The following is a 17,368-nucleotide window of genomic DNA, read 5'->3' as shown; positions in this document are numbered from 1 at the left end:
ATACAATAAACGAAGAAACGGAATTCTCTTTGTTTATTGTAAGACTGCGTGAATCGCCAAACCTAGATAATTTCCCACTCCATAACCGATAAGGCCCGTAATGATTCCGGAAAGTAATATCCCTTCTTTTCCTTCAATCGCTTGAGTCACCGAAGGCACAAATGCAGGGCCGTAAATACTGGAAACAGAAGTGATGATCCAAGTATCCGCGGGAATTTTAAATAAAATTCCCAAAAGCAAATGAATCAGAATGGCACCGAACATCGTACTTGCGACAAATAGGATCACTCCCGGAGCGTCGGTCACCAAACTTCTGAAATCGGCAAGTGCTCCCACCGCAACGGAAAAAATCAGGATCAGATAACTACCGAAGGGAAATGTTCGAAGTACCCGAATTTTTTTCACAAAAGAAATTCCTATCCCCCAACTTGTAATTCCGAACAAAATGATAGGGGCATGCAATTTACCTGCAAGTAGAATGGAAATCCCCACTGAAATCCCGAATCCGATCGCAGATAAGGCAAATCCAATTAAAAATCTTTCCACAGATCCTTTGAAACTATTCTCTTCTTGGGAAAGTTCGGGGACAAGCGAATGTGAATTTTCTATCTCCGGCTCCGGTTTCAAAAATTGAGAAAAAAATCTTTTGGAAAAACTTAGCAAAAAAACAAGATAGGTTCCACCGACTAACACATCAACAGTGTTTACGAGCACGATTGTGGACCTGTTCGTATCAAGTGCGTGTCCCAGAGCATTTAGATTCGGAGTGCCTCCGGTATACAATCCTGCCAACATCCCTGCGATTTTATCGGACTCAGGGTGAAGATAACCCAGAAAACGGGCAACGAGTAAGGTAGAAATAACAACAGCGAGCGAAGAAAGTGTAAAAGAAATGAGCGCCGTTTTTGCATTTTTGATTCCGTACAAAAAATCGGTAGAAGCAAGTAATAAAGGAATAGCAAGCGGAATGGAAAGATCGGCAACGAGTTCGGGAATCTTGCCGGGCCAGAAACCGGATGGAAAGATATTTCCTATTAAAATTCCTGCCGCGTAACAAAGAATCACCGGCCCTAGTATTTTGAAAAAACGGTGACGGTTTGCAAGCAAATAGGCAATTTTCGGAAATCCGACTAAGACAAGTAAGATGATTAAAATTTTAATAGTGCTGAAAATGACTTCCATGTTTTGCCTCGGGAGAAAAAGGAATCTGTAAGGAAAATTTCCCGAAATACCAAAAATAGTTCTAACCGAAAAGATTCTAATTATGCAATTTTTGAAATATAATAGAAATTTACTAGAAATATTCTGTTTTAATGAATATTTTTTCACTAAAGTGACTATATTTACCCCAAAATAGAGCAAAAAGCAAAATTTCGGTCCCCACAGAGAAAACCGAATCTCTCTTCCCTTTGATTTTTCACCAGATCAGTTTTAGCTTCATTTACAGAAAACATCCATATTCGAATCCTGGAACAAAGGCATGAAAGAATACGACATCATTGTCATTGGAACAGGTGGTGGGACAAAATTGGTCACTCCTCCTTCCAAACTGGGGTTAAAAGTTGCCGCGTTCGAAAAAGAATCTCCCGGCGGAACTTGCCTAAACCGAGGTTGCATCCCCTCTAAAATGCTGATTTATCCGACAGAGATCATCCGTTTCTCGGAAGATAGTTCCAAATTTCCTCTTTATTTTGACTCTAAGCCCAAGGCAGATTTTTCTGCCATCGTCAAACGAGTGTCAGAGACTGTGGACGCGGATTCCCATTCCATTCCTGTTGCTTATAAAAAAAATCCCTATATAGATTATTACCCTTATTACGCCCGGTTTGTTTCGGATAAAGTCATAGAGGCAAACGGAGAAACTTTCACTGCAAAACATATCTTTGTTACCGTAGGAACAAGACCGAATATTCCCGATATACAAGGATTAGATGGTGCTCCTTATTGGACATCCAGAGAAGCGCTTCGCCCGGAATCTTTACCTAAGTCGCTTGCGGTCATCGGCGCGGGCTATATTGCATTGGAACTCGGATCGGCATACAAAGCCTATGGAGCATCGGTCGAAGGTTTTACCAGAGGTAAAATTTTAAGCTCTGTCGATTCCGAAATCAGAGAAGAGTTCGAAAAACATCCCCCTTATCCGATTAACGATCATTTTCAAATTCAAAAAATCAGTTTTGAAAACAATATCTTTACACTTACCGGCAAAGATAAAAACGGAAACTCCTATTCAAAATCTTTTGAAAAACTTTTGATCGCAACCGGGGTTCGTCCCAATACGGATGATTTGGGAATAGAACGTACCGGTATAGAATTGGACCCCAGAGGATTTATCAAAGTAGACGAATATCTGGAAACCCATTCTCCCGAAGTATACGCGTTTGGTGATGTGATCGGCAGATATTTTTTCCGTCATACTGCCAATTTCGAAGGAGAACATCTCTTCCAAACCCTGATCGTTGATAGGAAAAAAACAAAAATAGATTATCCTCCCGTTCCGGGGGCGGTATTCACTCATCCTCAGATTGCAACTGTAGGACTTACGGAAGAAGAGCTCATCGAAAAAAAGATTCCTTTTTGGAAAGGAGTGAACCGTTATTCTTCCTCCGCCATGGGAATGGCTAGAATGTCGGAAGTAGGATTTGTAAAAGTATTAATTGATAAAGAAACGGAAACCATTCTCGGTGCACATATCATCGGTGACGAAGCGAGCGACATGATCCACCAATTGATTTTGGCGATGAGTCTAAAAGCTAACTTGGATCAGATGTTAAGAATGATCTATATACATCCGGCACTGCCTGAAATCGTAAGAAATGCATTTCGTAAAGCAAAAGAAGAACGTATCAAAGAGAAGGGATACTAATGTCTAAAAAACAACTCTGCAACCGTTACGACAAAGAAACATTATTAAAACAGGTGCTTTCCGACCCTAGAGAAAGAAGAGTTCTTTCTTTTTACAGATACGTTCTAATTGGGAACCCTAAAGAATTCAGAGATTCTCTGTATGAATCTTTGTTTGAACTCGGAACATTGGGAAGAATCTATCTCGCTCATGAAGGTATCAATGCACAAGTCTCCGTTCCAGTAGATGAATATGGACGTTTAAGAACACTCATTGATTCCATTCCCGAACTATCAGGAATTTATTTTAATGATGCTGTGGAAGATAAAAAAGAATCTTTTTTGAAGCTTGCCATCAAAGTTAAAAACAAGGTAGTTGCTGACGGACTGGACGATTCTACATTCAACGCATCCGATGTGGGAACCCACTTATCTCCTTTGGAATTTCACAAAACACTTGATGAACCTGGTGTCATCATTGTAGATATGCGAAACAATTACGAATCGGAGGTCGGTCATTTCGAAAATGCAATTCTCCCCGACGCAGGAACCTTTCGGGAAGAACTACCGATGGTAGAAGATATTTTAAAAGAAGAAAAAGACAAAAAAATCCTACTCTATTGCACCGGAGGAATCCGTTGTGAAAAAGCAAGTGCCTATTTGAAACACAAAGGATTTGAAAAAGTCCATCAACTCAGAGGCGGAATTATTTCGTATGCAAAAGAGATCGAAGAACGAGGGTTACAGTCCAAGTTCAAAGGAAAAAACTTCGTATTTGATGATCGATTGGGAGAAAAAATCACTTCGGATATTCTTACCGTTTGCTATCAATGCGGAAATCCTTCCGATAGACATGCCAACTGCGCCAATTTAGGATGCCATGTATTATTCGTTCAATGCCCTTCTTGTCAGGAAAAAATGGAAAACTGTTGCTCCGAAGAATGTAAATCCATCGCAAAGCTTCCTACCGAAGAACAAAAATTACTTCGCAAATCCGGCAGAAGGCATCTTTATCCGACGCACCACCTAACACGAAAACTAGTAGGCAAATAACAAACATGAAATCAAACGAAACGTATGCAATCGACATCCAAGGTTTGGAAAAAACCTACAAGACAGGTGTGAAAGCATTGAACTCAGTAGATTTAAAAGTAGAGAAAGGGGATTTTTTCGCACTCCTAGGTCCCAATGGTGCAGGAAAATCCACGGTCATAGGAATCTTAAGTTCTCTCATTACAAAATCGAAAGGAAAGGTGAAAATCTTCGGACTCGACATAGATGAAGAACAGGAAAAAGCAAAAACCTATCTTGGAATCGTTCCTCAGGAATTCAATTTCGGAATCTTCGAAACGATAAGCCAGATCATAATCAATCAAGCAGGTTATTACGGAATTCCATTGAAGATTGCAAAGGAAAGATCGGAATATTACCTGGAAAAACTTTCGTTATACGAAAAAAGAAAATCCCCGGCCGGCCAACTTTCCGGGGGAATGAAACGTAGACTCATGATCGCGCGAGCATTGGTTCACGAACCGGATTTACTGATTTTGGATGAACCGACCGCAGGAGTGGATATTGAAGTCCGACGTTCCATGTGGGAATTCCTGACTGAACTCAACTCCAAAGGAAAAACAATCATACTCACTACGCATTACTTGGAAGAGGCGGAATCTCTTTGCAGAAACATAGCAATCATTGATCAGGGAAAAATCGTAGAAAACACTTCCATGAAAAAACTATTACAGAGATTGGATTCGGAAACATTCCTAATTGATTTGAAATCTGTTCCCAAAACCAAACCTGTTTCCCGAAAATTTCAATTTGGCTGGCCGGATGAAAAGACAATGGAAGTTCAAATCAGTAAAAAACAATCCATCAACGATCTGTTTTCGGAATTAACCAAACAAAAACTGCAAGTCGTAAGTCTCCGCAATAAGGCAAATCGTCTGGAAGAATTATTTATCAATCTAGTAGGAAGGAAAATTTCCTAATGTTAAAACAAAACCTGATCGCCTTACAAACAATAGTTCGTAAGGAATGGATTCGAATCACCAGGATTTGGCTTCAAACCCTGATCCCTCCCGTGATCACGATGGCACTTTATTTTCTTATCTTTGGAGAACTGGTGGGAAAACAAATCGGTAATATCGGAGAATTCACTTATATCGAATTTATAGTTCCCGGCCTCATTATGATGAGCGTGATTACCAGTTCTTACAATAACGTAGTATCCTCCTTTTATTCCAGCAAGTTCATGAAATACATAGAAGAACTTTTGGTCTCTCCCACATCTCCCTATACAATCGTATTGGGTTATACTTTAGGAGGTGTGGTAAGAGGTTTGTTCGTGGGGTTTTTAGTAACACTTACATCTATGTTTTTTACTAATTTGCGAATTTACAATCCATTCGTAATCATCGTTACCATCATACTTACATCGATTTTATTTTCTTTGGGCGGATTTTTAAATTCGCTTTTTGCGAAAAGTTTCGATGATGTCACCATCATTCCCACGTTTGTATTGACCCCTCTTACCTATCTCGGGGGGATTTTTTATTCCGTAAAAAGACTTCCCGAATTCTGGCAAATCGTATCTTATGCAAACCCGATTCTTTATATGGTAAACAGTTTTCGTTACGGATTTCTGGGCATAAGTGATGTTAGTATTATTTTTTCGTTGAGCCTTCTTTTTATCATCTCGGCTTTTCTATTTATCTTTAACGTAAAACTTATGGAAAGAGGCTATGGAATCCGCAGCTAGAAAAGACAGAATCCAACTTATCCTGCAAGAAGCATTTTTACCTGCTGCACTTGAGGTAATCGACAATTCCCTCCTTCATGCAGGCCATGCAGGATGGGGTCCCAGCGGAGAAACTCATTACAAAATCTACATTCGTTCGGATCTGTTCAAAAATAAAACTTTGCTGGAGCAGCACCGTTTGATCTACGAAGCCCTTGGAAAAGAATGGAAAACCGGACTGCATGCTTTGGAAATTGACTCTAGTTACGCAGGCTAGAAACCGTCTAATGGATATATATGGAAAAACCTACACTTATCAGTTTTAAACTTTGCCCTTTTGTCCAAAGGTCAGTTATCACTCTCTTGGAAAAAAAAGCGGATTATGAAATCAAATACATTGACCTTGCAAATAAACCGGATTGGTTTTTAAAGATTTCTCCTTTAGGAAGAGTTCCCGTTTTACAACTTGGAGAACATGTTCTCTTCGAATCTGCGGTGATCAACGAATATCTGGATGAAGTGAATCCTCCTTCATTGCACCCAAGGGTCCCTATTGAAAAAGCAAAACAACGTGCCTGGATCGAATTTGCAAGTTCCGTTAATGTGGATCAGTATATGCTAACATTGACTAAAGATAAGGTGGAGTTTGATAAAAAACTTTCCGACCTGAACTCAAAGTTCAGCCAGTTGGAAGCAATTTTACCGAACGGATTTTCCGATTCTCTTTATTTCGGCGGCAAAACATTTCAATTGGTCGATACTTCTTTTGCACCCGCATTTATGCGTTTTGATTTTTTGGAAAAATCCAAAGCCAATTTGAGATTTTTTGAAAGTTTCCCGAAGGTTTCTCTTTGGTCAAAAACCTTGCTTTCCAAAGATTCGGTAAAGAATTCTGTTTTACCTGAAGTCCCGGAAGATTACATTCGCTATATCAAGGACCATAATTCTTATTTAGGAAGTTTAATTTAATCATGACACTGGAAGAAATCCAATCAAGAATCCAAACAAGCCTACCCGGATCAAAGGTAGAAATTTTGGATCCATACAGAGACGGAGTGCATATCAAAGCGCTAGTCACCTATTCCGGATTCAATGGCAAGTCCATGGTCGAACAACATAGAATGGTATACGCAACATTAAAAGATGAATTAAAAGAGGAGATCCATGCCCTCGGCTTGGAAACTAGGAGTGAATAATATGGACGGCGAATTAAAAACCAAAATCGAAGACCTGATCAAATCAAAAAAGGTTTTTTTGTTTATGAAAGGAACCCCTGATGCGCCACAATGCGGTTTTTCAGCAGGGATCGTAACCGTGCTCAAACAACTGCAAGTTGATTTTGGATCGTTTAACGTACTCTCGGATATGAAAGTAAGAGAAGGGATCAAAGAATTTACAAACTGGCCTACCATTCCTCAACTTTATATCAATGGGGAATTTATCGGCGGCCACGACATCACTGTGCAAATGGCGCAGTCCGGTGAACTTAGCAAAAAAATCGGCTAATTATGCTTCGGCTCTATCAGTATGCAACTTGTCCTTATTGCCAAATGGTAATAAGGACAATGAAAAATCTAGGGCTAGCTGAAAATAAAGACTTCGTTCTGGTGGAAGCATCCCGAGGCACCAAAGGACGTGAAGAAGTAGTCAGTCTCGGAGGCATGTCTCAAGTTCCCTTCCTAGTAGACGGAGATACCAAGATGTACGAGTCGGATGATATCATCACCTACTTGCAAAAGAAATATTCCTAATCAAACCCGAGTAAATCAAGGATCTTCGATCCTACAGTTCGTGGTGTTCCCATATAGGGAAATTCATGAATGTAAAGAACAGGATTAAAATTGATCTCAAGAACCGCAAAAGTATCGAGATCCGGTTTCTTTTCAATCTGACTCGATATAATATCCACTCCACAAATCGTCGCACCGGCCGCACGGGCAGAATCCAAAGCAATCTTCTTAAAATCAGGATGCACCATATCGGTAAAATCCACGGAGTCTCCACCGGTCGATATATTGGAATTTTTTCGTAAGTAAGCAGTAACGCCTAAAGGAAGCACGGAACTAAAATCCAAACCTTGGCTCTGGAGTATTTCCTTTTCAATTTCAGTCATTTGGATTTTTTCCAATGCAGTTTTGTGACCTTCCCCTCTTCTCGGATCATCATTTTTCTTTGCAACCAAATCCGAAATAGAGGATTTTCCATCCCCCCTAACATTCGCAGGAACTCTGTTACAAACCGCAACCACTTCATCACCTAATACTAAAAAACGATACTCCGGCCCTTCGATGAATTCTTCTATGATGACGGAAGAAGAGTAAGAAAGGGCTCTTTCTACAAAGATTTTAAAACTTTCAAAACTGTCTCCGACTGGAGAAATCCCTATCCCGATTCCGAAATTGGTAGTCGCCGGTTTGATTACTTTTTTTCTATCTTGAAAGGTATTAAAATCAGCGAGAGCGGATTCCAAATTTGAATAATTTCTTCCGATGGGGACTCTGATGTTTTTTTCCGATAGAACCAGTTTGGAGGCGATTTTATTCTCCATCACCAGATAACTCATTAGACTATCGAGCCTGGTTTTACTTGCTTCTTTTATAAATTCAGTATGATTTCCCTGTTTTAATCTTAGAAAATTTTCACCCCTGTCAATGATCTCCACTTCTATCTTTCTAGAAATTGCATCCCTAATGATGATTTGGGTGGATATTTCGAGATCTTCATAACCTTTGGGTAATGCGAAAGAATCCACTAAACACTCACAGAACAAATATTTAGCGGTTTTAATTGGATGGGTTTTTGGTTTTTCTTCAAATGAGAACCTTCCAGATTTTCCATATGTTTCTGTTCTTCCAAGGATTCTTTTGCCAATGCTTCAAAGTATTCCATTTTCTCACTTCTCAAAGGATACTCTCTTAGAAATTGGCTATGACTTGCAGAAAGTTTCAATCCGAATTCATGAAAGCTCATCTTATTGATTTTTAAATCCAACTCTGAAACGGAAGAGGAAAGTAAAGAAGAATCATTCCATTTTTCCCATTGAACTTCCCAAGCTTTGGAGTAGGGTCCGTTCTCAGTATCGTTTTTATCCAACAAATCAGCTAATGGTTGTAACTCGGCTAACAATTGATAAATAAACTCGTGTAAATTCCAAGTCTCTCCTAGGAATTGAATGGAAGTATTCGGCTTTCTACCCTGCCAGGTTGTTTTTTCTTGATTGGATCTCCAAATCCTGATCTCTTTTTTATCCGCTGCAGGAGAATCGGAAAGCAGACAATACAGGAGTAGCATGTGAATGAAATAGAGCCCGTTCTCTTCCACACCGATCGGAGAAAAAGGATCCAGGTCTAAAAGCCGAATCTCCAAATACTCGACTCCCCGTTCCATAAGAGCGTCCAAAACCCTTTCTTCCCCGTGAGGAACCTGCTTCGGACGAACCAAAGAATAGAATTCGTTTTCTATTTGCAGATAATGGTCGTTCAATTGGTTTTCCGGTTTTACGGAATATTTTTTATAACCCAGATAAGGTTTGGATACCGCTTTGCACATATCGATTATATAATCATTCAATGAGTTGACGGAAATGGGAAATTTTGCCTGCACTTCACTCGTATAACCGATATTAGATAGACGAAGAGTCGTAGCAAAGGGAGCGTTATAGGTTTTTTTATCCAGTTTTTTAAATTCTTTTCCAGGTTTTATAAAAGATTCATCAATCAGACTGGAAGCTCCAAAAAGATAAAGTAACGCGGGAGAGAGTCGGTTAAAATTCCGAATCGTATCAAAGTAGATCTGGCTTTGAGTTTCTTTTCCCAAAGGTTTTTTATAACGGATTTCGGAAAGTTTTCCGAGCAAACACTTGTCAAAGGAGAGATTGTAATGCACTCCGGAAATGGTTTGCATCTTTCTTCCATAACGAAATCCAAGTCCCCTTCTATAGATGTTTTTTTTTCTGCCTTCTTTGCTTGTTCCGTACATTCCAAGAGGAATTTCACTATCTTTAGGTAGAGGACTAGGCATACTGAAAGGCCAAAGAGTTTCTTTTTCCAATTTGCGCAGTGTAAATGCGTGTAATTCGGTTAACTCACGCAAGGTGTCAGGAATACTTTTACGTGCTTCCGTAGCGTATTCTATCTGCGGTTCTGCAAAATCGGTTTTGATCAGAGGATGAACCAGAGCCGATCCCAAAGCCTCAGGATGATTTTTTTTAGAAATATTTCCCTTGGAGTCAACCCGAAGAGACTCTCTCTCTAACCCATGTTTTGCGGAAAGCAAACAGTCAATATGATCCGTAGTCAGCAAAGTTTTTGCAGTTTTTTTATGAAATCGTGAAAGTAATTTTGGTTTGGTCATTTTTAAAAACCAAGAGGTATTCCTTCTCCTCGCGGATCGGATACTCCTATTAGTTTGTCTCCTTCTCTGGCAACGGCAAAAACTTTTGCTCTATGTCTAATATATTGGACTTTGTAAAAAGGTAAATTCGCTTCCGGAAATACGGATTTTAATTCAGGTTCTACAAATAAAACATCAGGTTGAAACTGGTGATGAAGCCTCGGATAGGATGCACTTTCATACAAACTGTATCCATCTTTTTTGTAACGTATCAAAGTATTGATGATTGTGGTTGGAATTTGAGAGCCGCCGGGAGCGCCGATTACGATTTCACTTTTTCCTTTTTCATCAAGTAAGATGGAAGGAGACATACTGGAAAGAGGCGTTTTTCCGGGCGCTATCTTATTTGCTTCCGAACCGATGAGTTTGTAAAGATTGGGAACTCCCGGAGCCACGGAAAAATCATCCATAGTGTTGTTGAGAATGAGTCCTGTACCGGGAACCACTACCTTTGCACCCAAGATCCCGTTGACGGACTGAGTGGAAGAAACGGCATTTCCTTCCTTATCCAAAATGGATATATGGGTGGTATTATAAGATTCAGATTTTAAGTTTCCGGATACATTCGACCAAGCACCTGAAACGATTTTTCTTTCAATTTCATTTGCTTCCGATTTTGCGTATTCATCGGATATGAATTTGGAAACATCCACATTCGTAAAACGAGGATCGCCTCCGAAATCCGACCTATCTTTGTAGCCTACCCGCATTGCTTCTGTTAGGTTGATCGTCTTTCCTATTTCCCCGGTGGGCAGGGATTTTTTCTGATTCAATTCGTTCCAAGTTTGCAGAATGGTGATCAGGTGCACCCCGGAGGATGGAGGAGGCATGGTCAAAAGAGTTTTACCGAAGGCTGTGCCAGAAATAGGTTCCGATTCGTACACCTGATAGGTTTCCAAATCATTCGCATCCATATAATTTTCAAATTGAGAGTAATAAGCGGCCATTTTTTCCGCAGTGATACCTTTGCGGATCTCCGAATCCCCGTTTGTTTGAATTCGTTCCAATACTTTTGCCAGGTCTTCCTGAACAAGGGTTTCTCCTTCCCTAAGAGGTCTGTTTTCCTTTCCAAAAATAAACTGCATCTCCGGATTCATATGTTTCCAGTTGGATTCAATACTTCGGGCCAAATCCGAATAAATAGGAAACCCTTGTCTCGCATAACCAATAGCAGACTCAATTACTTTTTCCAAAGGGAGTTTTCCGTATTTTTTTTGGATGAGTACAAGTCCTTGGATCATTCCTGGTACCCCAGCCGCATAAGGCCCGTTTAATGTTTTTCCGGGAATCGGCTTGCCGTCTTTATCCACATAAAGTTCCGCCTTACCGTTCTTTGGTGATCTTTCCCTGAAATCAAATGCCTTTCTTATTTTTTTTCCCGGAAAATGGACAATCGCAAATCCTCCTCCGAGGAGTCCTGTTGATTGTGGACGAACAATGGAGACTGCAAAACTCGCGGAAACAAATGCATCCACTACGTTCCCGCCTGCCTTCCAAGCCTCTATCCCCGCTCTGGAAGCAAGAGGATGATCCGTCGAAATCACAAATTCATTTCCGGAAATCTCATAACGGTTTTTCTTATCTGCGGCTCCGTCAATCTGAGGAATAAAAACCGGCTCTAAGTTTCGTTTGGAAATATCGAATTTTGTTCCGGGAATACAGGAAAAAAATTCAACGGAAAGGAGTAGCAAAAAAATCGAAAATATTTTACTCGGTATCTGCATAATAATAACTAATCGTAAATTCCCATTTGCATTTTTGCTTCTTCGCTCGCCATTTCTCTCGGATCCCATTTGGGATTCCAGACTACTTCCACAATGGCCTCATCAATCCCATCGACACGCAATGCCTGGTCTTCTATCTCCTGTTTCATTTGAGGGCCTGCGGGGCATGCCATGGAAGTATAAGTCATCACGATAATTGCTTTTTTCTCTTCTACAGTGATTTGATAAATAAGTCCAAGCTCTACTAAAGTGATTCCGATTTCAGGATCTTCCACTTCACGTATATTATTATAAACTTCCCATTCTAAAGAAGTGTTTGGCATTGTAATCATTTTGGCCTCCTAAAAACCTTTACCAAGGGCAACCCAGGGCAAAAGCGCACAACGATGTCTATTCGGATAAGTTAATATTAGCTCCCAGAACCTACGTTCGTCAACAGGAATCCTTTTGGAGAGTGTTTCGTCCTCAAGGGCATTTTTTCTAATCTCCAGTTGATTCAGAAAGAAATCCTTCGACCAGAGAGTTTGATTGGAAAATAAAATTCCCATGGATGCTTGGCAAATGGAGCAAGATTCTCCACCCAAGGATAAAATTCGAATTTGATTTTCTTTTCTTTCGATATAGAGATTACATTCGTCTCCGCACATGGAGTTTTTTGCATTTAAGATAGAATCGTAGGTTGCAGGTAAAGTCCAATTGCCGGAAGTTTTCCAGCCAAGGAAAAGATCAATATGGCTATCTTTTGGCAACACGGGAAAATATGGACTTCACTTTCTCCAAACTTGCAACCAAAGAATCCACATCTTCTTTTGTCGTATAAGCATAAAAGGAAGCTCTACAAGTTCCTGGAATTTTCCATAGTTTCATAAGCGGTTGGCAGCAATGATGTCCCACCCGGATGGCAATTCCTTCTTCATCCAAAATCGAACCTACGTCATGAGGATGAACTCCTTCCAAAGTAAAGGAAATCACCCCTCCTCTTTTATCCAAATCATCCGTTCCGTAAATGGTAATACCACCTAACCGATTTAATTTGGTAAGTGCGTATTCGGTAATTTCCATTTCATGTTCATGGATATTTTCCATTCCCAATTTGGTGAGATAATCCAATGCATAAGCAAAGCCGACCACACCTGCGATATTGGGAGTTCCTGCTTCCAGTTTGGCGGGAAGATTCGCATAAGTGGAAATTTCCAAATCCACGTTTTCAATCATATCGCCTCCGCCAAGCCAGGGAGGCATAGCTTCCAGGATTTCTTCTCTTCCGTAAAGCATTCCCACTCCTGTGGGCCCCATCATCTTATGAGCTGAGAAAGCATAAAAATCAACATCCAGAGAAGTTAAGTTCACTTTCAAATGGGATGCAGCCTGCGCTCCGTCCAAGAGTACTTTAGCGCCCATTTGGTGAGCCCTTGTGATGATCGGTTTTACATCATGTATGGTTCCGGTCACATTCGACATATGAGATACTGCAACGATCTTCGTTTTGCGATTTATAATGGAATCCAAACCGGAAAGATCATAAGTGGTATCTTCTTTGATAGGAATAAAGCGTAAGATCGCACCTTTCTCTTGCGCCAACATCTGCCAAGGAACCAGGTTGGAATGATGTTCCTGTACGCTGAGCACGATCTCATCTCCTTCACTTACATTGGCTCTTCCCCAAGCTTGTGCAACCAGATTGATAGACTCGGTCGCACCACGGGTGAAAATCATGGATTTGGCACAGGGGGATCTGAAAAAATGAGATGCTTTGATTCTGGATTTTTCAAATAACTCGGTGGCATGCTGGGAAAGATGATAAATTCCCCTATGAATGTTCGCATTCTCTTCTTCATAGTATTTGGAAGTGCCTTCAATGACAGATTTGGGTTTTTGAGAAGAAGCACCGTTGTCCAGATACACGAGCGGCTTCCCGTTGGGAGTCAATGTAGACAGAATGGGAAAATCTTCTTTGATTCGATAAGGATCTAATTTCATACTATTTTCCTAATCCTCCAAATCCACTTCCAAATCATCACCGTTCAATTTGGTTTTGAATACGGGAAGGTTTTCCGTGGCTGGTAATGAAACCACTTCTCCCGTTCTGATATTGAATTTTGCAAAATGGCGGGGGCAGGTAATCACATCACCCTCCAATTTTCCGCAAGAGATCTCTTCTCCGTCATGAGTACAAAGATCTTCAAAAGCAAGATAGGTTTCTCCTATCTTGGTAAGTGCGACTCTCGTATAACGGGTATTTACTACTGTCATTTCGCCCTCTTTGATATCCCGGAATTTTGCCAGCTTTTGAAATGCCATTTAGTCCCCTCCCGCCAAAATTTTTTCTTGGACAAGAACGGAAAGAGCTGCCGCGTCCTCCTCGGAGAATGCGATCTTAGAAATCATTTCATTATAAAAGGCGGATACTAGCAAATGTTTTGCCTCATTCGGATTCAATCCGCGGGAAAGAAGATAGAACAATTGTTCTTCATCAATATCCCCTACGGTAGCACCGTGAGTACAGGAAACGTCTTCGGCAAAAACTTCCAGTTTGGGAATCGCTTCCGCTCTCGCTTTCTTGTTCATGGATAGATTATGCGATTCCTGATGAGCGGTCACTTTTTTTAAGTTCGCAGGGATATGCAGATTGCCGGTAAAGATATGATGGGATTTGTCCGCTACTATGGTTTTATAAACCAATTTGCTATTTGTATGGTCGGCAAGATGAGTTACAAGTATCTCAACATCGTTAAACTCCCGTTTGCTGAGTGCAGTGAGCCCGGAAATATTTGCCTCGGAACCAGTTCCTGCGAGCCTCGGAAAATAGAATGTTTTTCCCCGAAACCCGCCGAGTGGCAAAGTAGATAACTCCAATTTGGAATCTCTTTCCTGATGGGAAAAAACAGAACGAAAATGATAAAGATCCGAATCGTAGTCTTCTCTGGTTTGTAATTTCAAATAGGAAGATTTCTCCAGCCAGTAAAAACTAACAGAAGCTAACAAATGCAAATTTCCCGTTTTGGAAACAGTCTTGTAACCTTCTTTGATTTTAGATGAGGTATTTTTTCCCACCCTAACTAAAAACACGGAAGAAGCGGAAAGGCTTTCTTCCGATTGAAACTGCCAATCCAAAATATCCGCCCGGTTTTCATCTATTTCAAAATAATAATATTCTTTTGCATGAAAAAGACTAAGGAGTGCAAAATAATTTCCAGCCGATTGTTTCAATAACTCTTCGAGTAATACTGAAACCTTGGATGCGTTTTCTTCCGTCCAGTCGGTACTGTTTAGACTGGAATGAATGTTAATGGATTCACCAACGGCAAAAGAGGAATTGAATTCGGAAAGATTGAACCCACCCAAAGGAAATTTGCGCCAAGATTCACCGTGAGTCTCCGGAGGTATGGTAGTCTCCAGCGACTTTCCCACTTTAGATTTGAACTCGGCGAGTAAATTTGCAGAGATCAAACTATTTCCAGGGTCCTTTGCCAAAGAAATTGCCAATTACTTTACTCCTTCTCTTTCCAAAATCCAATCATAACCTTTTTCTTCCAATTTCAAAGAAAGTTCTTTGCCTCCGGTTTCCAAAATACGTCCGTCCGCAAAAACATGTACAAAATCGGGGATCACATAATTTAACATTCTTTGGTAATGGGTGATGAGAAGCACTGAACGTTCGCTGGAACGGTTTGCCATAATCCCTTCGGAAACAATCCTTAAAGCATCAATGTCCAAACCGGAATCGGTTTCGTCCAGGATCGCCAAGGTGGGTTTGAGAAGACTCATTTGTAAAATTTCGGCCCGTTTTTTCTCTCCACCCGAAAATCCGTCGTTCACATAACGAGCAATAAACGAATCAGGCACTTCCAAAAGGGACATCGCACTCTTCAGTTCGGACTTAAACTCTCGCACGGGAATTTCTTTCCCTCTATGGGCCTTCAAAATGGATTTCAGAAAATTGCCAATACTAACGCCAGGTAATGCGGTCGGATATTGAAAGGATAAAAAGATACCAAGTCTTGCCCTTTCGTCGGTGGGCATGGATAGTATAGACTGACCTTTAAATAAAATGTCTCCGGAAAGAATCCTATATTTCGGATGACCGAGTATGATATTTGATAATGTGCTTTTGCCGGAACCATTCGGCCCCATGATGGCATGCACTTGTCCCGGACCAATGTTTAGATTGACCCCTTTCAGTATCTCTTTATCTCCGACAGCGGCACGTAGGTCGCGGATTTCTAGAATGAAGGACAAGGTGGGTATCCCTGGTAGTTTATTTAGAACGATTCTATTTTTAGACGAATCCCTACTACCAGGAAATCAATACAGTCGAAAAAAACAAACCATTCCTATTCCATCCAATCCACTTGTGCGATTAGAATCCGGTTTTCGGAAAGGGAAAATGTAAAGATCACATACTGATTCTGATTCCTAATGTCATATAGTGGGTATGTCACCCCCCATTTTTTACGGAAACGATCCGCTTCCGCCTTATGTTTTAGAAAATAGGGCTTCCATGCGTAATTGTTTCCAATCTGGTTCATCTTTTCCTGGTATACGCCCGCTTCTTTTACCAAATCGTAAGTTGGCGTGATTTGGTATCCGTCCTTATCGCAGACAAAAATCTTTAGTATGTTAGACGGAAGGGAATCCACAATCTTTTTGAAGTTAAACGCAAAATCTTCGTTGCTTGTTTCTTCAAAACCGTTAAAAACTTCATTCAATTTATCGATGATGTTTTGTTCCCGGATTCCTTTTTCAATCAGCTCTTTGGATCTATGATTGGAAAAATTTTCGAGTACAGTGGTCATCTTTTCGGAAAACGTACTTCTATTTAAAAAATGAGGATTGGGAACTGAAAAATAATATCCCTGCAAGAGATTGGCGCCCATGGAAAGTGCTAGATTCACCTCTTCCTCGGTTTCAATTCCTTCAAACAGCAGCTGAGAGCCCAATTTTTGGGACATTTCGGAGATAGCACCTAACACTTGCTTGAAAGAGTTCTTGTTCAAACTTTCTCTCATAATTTGAATGTCCACTTTCATAATGTCAGGGTGAAGGTAACCGATCCTTTCCAAATTGGAAAAACCCGAACCCAAATCATCAATGGCAATCTTCAAACCATAGTCTCTGAAGATCTGAACAATCTGAATCAATCTTTCTATCGAACCGTCAAACTCGTCTTCCGTAATCTCGATCACAACCTGATTGCGATTGATTCCGTATTTTTCAATGAGTTGGATGATATGAAAATTTTCTGCGAATAAATCCGTATGATGCACTCTGGAAAGAAAGTTCGGCATCATATTAAAAAACAATTTAGTGCGTAGTCCTGAATCTTTCAGGTGTTTTACAGCTTTTTCCCGAAGGATCCGGTCAATATTATAAACAGGAACCATATCCTGTTCACGGTTATGAAAAAGCCCGCCTAGAGATTGATAGGTATTTTCGTCCGGATCAAACTGTCGCCCAAGTACCTCGTAAGCTGAAATGGAGCGATTGATTGCATTCACGATTGGCTGGAAGTGGGGAACAAAATGAGACTCGTTCCAAAACTGGCCACCCTTATGTGTTTCTGTAATAAACATGGTTCGGTGATATCCCTAGGCTTCCATGCTCATTTGTGTCCGAAGTACGACAAGAATTTTTCGCTATTTTTGTCTCATTTTAGACATAATTTGAC

20 protein-coding genes are annotated in these 17,368 nt (G+C 40.5%); 9 read left to right on the top strand and 11 right to left on the bottom strand.

Translation table 11 applies throughout. The features are described from left to right. Positions 1-33 precede the first annotated feature (33 nt). Positions 34-1,182, bottom strand: a complete 1,149-nt coding sequence (locus EHS11_RS14505) for a DUF819 family protein (RefSeq protein WP_135765105.1) — start codon at positions 1,180-1,182, stop codon at positions 34-36. A 298-nt stretch (positions 1,183-1,480) separates the two neighbouring features. On the opposite strand from EHS11_RS14505, the gene EHS11_RS14500 reads away from it, so the two are divergent. The 9 genes from EHS11_RS14500 to EHS11_RS14460 are packed head-to-tail and all read left to right on the top strand — an operon-like array spanning position 1,481 to position 7,335. Beyond that, positions 1,481-2,866 (top strand): dihydrolipoyl dehydrogenase, encoded by a 1,386-nt coding sequence (locus EHS11_RS14500; RefSeq protein ID WP_135765104.1) that lies wholly within the window; start codon positions 1,481-1,483, stop codon positions 2,864-2,866. Continuing rightward, positions 2,866-3,897, top strand: a complete 1,032-nt coding sequence (gene trhO / locus EHS11_RS14495) for an oxygen-dependent tRNA uridine(34) hydroxylase TrhO (RefSeq protein WP_135765103.1) — start codon at positions 2,866-2,868, stop codon at positions 3,895-3,897. The genes EHS11_RS14500 and trhO overlap by 1 nt, the downstream gene beginning before the upstream one ends. Before the next feature lie 5 nt (positions 3,898-3,902). Continuing rightward, positions 3,903-4,835 (top strand): ABC transporter ATP-binding protein, encoded by a 933-nt coding sequence (locus EHS11_RS14490; protein WP_135765102.1) that lies wholly within the window; start codon positions 3,903-3,905, stop codon positions 4,833-4,835. Beyond that, the gene (locus tag EHS11_RS14485) at positions 4,835-5,605 is read left to right on the top strand and encodes an ABC transporter permease (RefSeq protein ID WP_135765101.1); all 771 of its coding nucleotides are present in this window, start codon (positions 4,835-4,837) and stop codon (positions 5,603-5,605) included. The genes EHS11_RS14490 and EHS11_RS14485 overlap by 1 nt, the downstream gene beginning before the upstream one ends. After that, positions 5,589-5,861: a BolA family protein gene (locus EHS11_RS14480; protein ID WP_246047896.1), complete on the top strand. Its 273-nt coding sequence runs from the start codon at positions 5,589-5,591 to the stop codon at positions 5,859-5,861. The genes EHS11_RS14485 and EHS11_RS14480 overlap by 17 nt, the downstream gene beginning before the upstream one ends. Positions 5,862-5,881: 20 nt before the next feature. Then, complete coding sequence (locus EHS11_RS14475; RefSeq protein ID WP_135765100.1) at positions 5,882-6,553, top strand: glutathione S-transferase family protein; 672 nt, start codon at positions 5,882-5,884, stop codon at positions 6,551-6,553. A 2-nt stretch (positions 6,554-6,555) separates the two neighbouring features. Further along, positions 6,556-6,780 carry a BolA/IbaG family iron-sulfur metabolism protein gene (locus tag EHS11_RS14470; RefSeq protein ID WP_135765099.1) on the top strand — a complete coding sequence of 75 codons (225 nt, stop codon included), beginning with the start codon at positions 6,556-6,558 and terminating at the stop codon, positions 6,778-6,780. Position 6,781: 1 nt separating this feature from the next. Then, positions 6,782-7,090 (top strand): Grx4 family monothiol glutaredoxin, encoded by a 309-nt coding sequence (gene grxD / locus EHS11_RS14465; RefSeq protein ID WP_135765098.1) that lies wholly within the window; start codon positions 6,782-6,784, stop codon positions 7,088-7,090. A gap of 2 nt (positions 7,091-7,092) precedes the next feature. After that, the gene (locus tag EHS11_RS14460) at positions 7,093-7,335 is read left to right on the top strand and encodes a glutathione S-transferase N-terminal domain-containing protein (RefSeq protein ID WP_135765097.1); all 243 of its coding nucleotides are present in this window, start codon (positions 7,093-7,095) and stop codon (positions 7,333-7,335) included. On the opposite strand, the gene EHS11_RS14455 is transcribed toward EHS11_RS14460, so the two are convergent. From EHS11_RS14455 to EHS11_RS14410, 10 genes are all read right to left on the bottom strand, one after another. Beyond that, complete coding sequence (locus tag EHS11_RS14455) at positions 7,332-8,336, bottom strand: carboxylate--amine ligase (protein ID WP_425460590.1); 1,005 nt, start codon at positions 8,334-8,336, stop codon at positions 7,332-7,334. The genes EHS11_RS14460 and EHS11_RS14455 overlap by 4 nt on opposite strands. After that, on the bottom strand, positions 8,336-9,937 hold the full coding sequence (gshA, locus tag EHS11_RS14450) for a glutamate--cysteine ligase (protein WP_135765095.1): 1,602 nt from the start codon (positions 9,935-9,937) through the stop codon (positions 8,336-8,338). Before gshA ends, EHS11_RS14455 begins: the two co-directional genes overlap by 1 nt. 2 nt (positions 9,938-9,939) lie before the next feature. Beyond that, a complete protein-coding gene (gene ggt, locus EHS11_RS14445) occupies positions 9,940-11,700 on the bottom strand; it encodes a gamma-glutamyltransferase (RefSeq protein WP_135765094.1) in 1,761 nt (586 codons plus the stop codon). A gap of 8 nt (positions 11,701-11,708) precedes the next feature. Beyond that, positions 11,709-12,032 carry a metal-sulfur cluster assembly factor gene (locus tag EHS11_RS14440; RefSeq protein WP_135765093.1) on the bottom strand — a complete coding sequence of 108 codons (324 nt, stop codon included), beginning with the start codon at positions 12,030-12,032 and terminating at the stop codon, positions 11,709-11,711. Between the two features lie 9 nt (positions 12,033-12,041). Continuing rightward, on the bottom strand, positions 12,042-12,449 hold the full coding sequence (locus EHS11_RS14435) for an iron-sulfur cluster assembly scaffold protein (protein ID WP_210413696.1): 408 nt from the start codon (positions 12,447-12,449) through the stop codon (positions 12,042-12,044). Then, entirely contained in the window at positions 12,436-13,680 is a 1,245-nt protein-coding gene (locus EHS11_RS14430; protein WP_135765091.1) for a cysteine desulfurase, read from the bottom strand. Before EHS11_RS14430 ends, EHS11_RS14435 begins: the two co-directional genes overlap by 14 nt. Positions 13,681-13,689: 9 nt before the next feature. Next, positions 13,690-14,001, bottom strand: a complete 312-nt coding sequence (locus EHS11_RS14425) for a Rieske (2Fe-2S) protein (RefSeq protein ID WP_135765090.1) — start codon at positions 13,999-14,001, stop codon at positions 13,690-13,692. Then, on the bottom strand, positions 14,002-15,186 hold the full coding sequence (locus EHS11_RS14420) for a SufD family Fe-S cluster assembly protein (protein WP_246047894.1): 1,185 nt from the start codon (positions 15,184-15,186) through the stop codon (positions 14,002-14,004). Beyond that, positions 15,187-15,939 carry a Fe-S cluster assembly ATPase SufC gene (gene sufC, locus EHS11_RS14415; protein ID WP_135765089.1) on the bottom strand — a complete coding sequence of 251 codons (753 nt, stop codon included), beginning with the start codon at positions 15,937-15,939 and terminating at the stop codon, positions 15,187-15,189. It abuts the gene before it with no gap. Between the two features lie 95 nt (positions 15,940-16,034). Further along, complete coding sequence (locus EHS11_RS14410; RefSeq protein WP_135765088.1) at positions 16,035-17,273, bottom strand: EAL domain-containing protein; 1,239 nt, start codon at positions 17,271-17,273, stop codon at positions 16,035-16,037. Positions 17,274-17,368 lie beyond the last annotated feature (95 nt).

It is taken from the genome of Leptospira ilyithenensis, assembly GCF_004771005.1.
Taxonomy (GTDB): domain Bacteria; phylum Spirochaetota; class Leptospiria; order Leptospirales; family Leptospiraceae; genus Leptospira_A; species Leptospira_A ilyithenensis.
The sequence above is the reverse complement of the archived record's forward strand: the minus strand, read 5'-3'. Positions and strand labels throughout refer to the sequence as shown.

Bases quoted from the DNA above. Each gene is read 5' to 3' on its own strand.
- trhO (WP_135765103.1), top strand. From the start codon at position 2,866: ATGTCTAAAAAACAACTCTGCAACCGTTACGACAAAGAAACATTATTA.
- grxD (WP_135765098.1), top strand. From the start codon at position 6,782: ATGGACGGCGAATTAAAAACCAAAATCGAAGACCTGATCAAATCAAAA.
- EHS11_RS14480 (WP_246047896.1), top strand. From the start codon at position 5,589: ATGGAATCCGCAGCTAGAAAAGACAGAATCCAACTTATCCTGCAAGAA.
- EHS11_RS14410 (WP_135765088.1), bottom strand. From the start codon at position 17,273: ATGTTTATTACAGAAACACATAAGGGTGGCCAGTTTTGGAACGAGTCT.
- EHS11_RS14425 (WP_135765090.1), bottom strand. From the start codon at position 14,001: ATGGCATTTCAAAAGCTGGCAAAATTCCGGGATATCAAAGAGGGCGAA.
- EHS11_RS14490 (WP_135765102.1), top strand. From the start codon at position 3,903: ATGAAATCAAACGAAACGTATGCAATCGACATCCAAGGTTTGGAAAAA.
- EHS11_RS14475 (WP_135765100.1), top strand. From the start codon at position 5,882: ATGGAAAAACCTACACTTATCAGTTTTAAACTTTGCCCTTTTGTCCAA.
- EHS11_RS14430 (WP_135765091.1), bottom strand. From the start codon at position 13,680: ATGAAATTAGATCCTTATCGAATCAAAGAAGATTTTCCCATTCTGTCT.
- EHS11_RS14485 (WP_135765101.1), top strand. From the start codon at position 4,835: ATGTTAAAACAAAACCTGATCGCCTTACAAACAATAGTTCGTAAGGAA.
- ggt (WP_135765094.1), bottom strand. From the start codon at position 11,700: ATGCAGATACCGAGTAAAATATTTTCGATTTTTTTGCTACTCCTTTCC.
- EHS11_RS14440 (WP_135765093.1), bottom strand. From the start codon at position 12,032: ATGATTACAATGCCAAACACTTCTTTAGAATGGGAAGTTTATAATAAT.
- EHS11_RS14505 (WP_135765105.1), bottom strand. From the start codon at position 1,182: ATGGAAGTCATTTTCAGCACTATTAAAATTTTAATCATCTTACTTGTC.
- EHS11_RS14470 (WP_135765099.1), top strand. From the start codon at position 6,556: ATGACACTGGAAGAAATCCAATCAAGAATCCAAACAAGCCTACCCGGA.
- EHS11_RS14500 (WP_135765104.1), top strand. From the start codon at position 1,481: ATGAAAGAATACGACATCATTGTCATTGGAACAGGTGGTGGGACAAAA.
- EHS11_RS14460 (WP_135765097.1), top strand. From the start codon at position 7,093: ATGCTTCGGCTCTATCAGTATGCAACTTGTCCTTATTGCCAAATGGTA.
- gshA (WP_135765095.1), bottom strand. From the start codon at position 9,937: ATGACCAAACCAAAATTACTTTCACGATTTCATAAAAAAACTGCAAAA.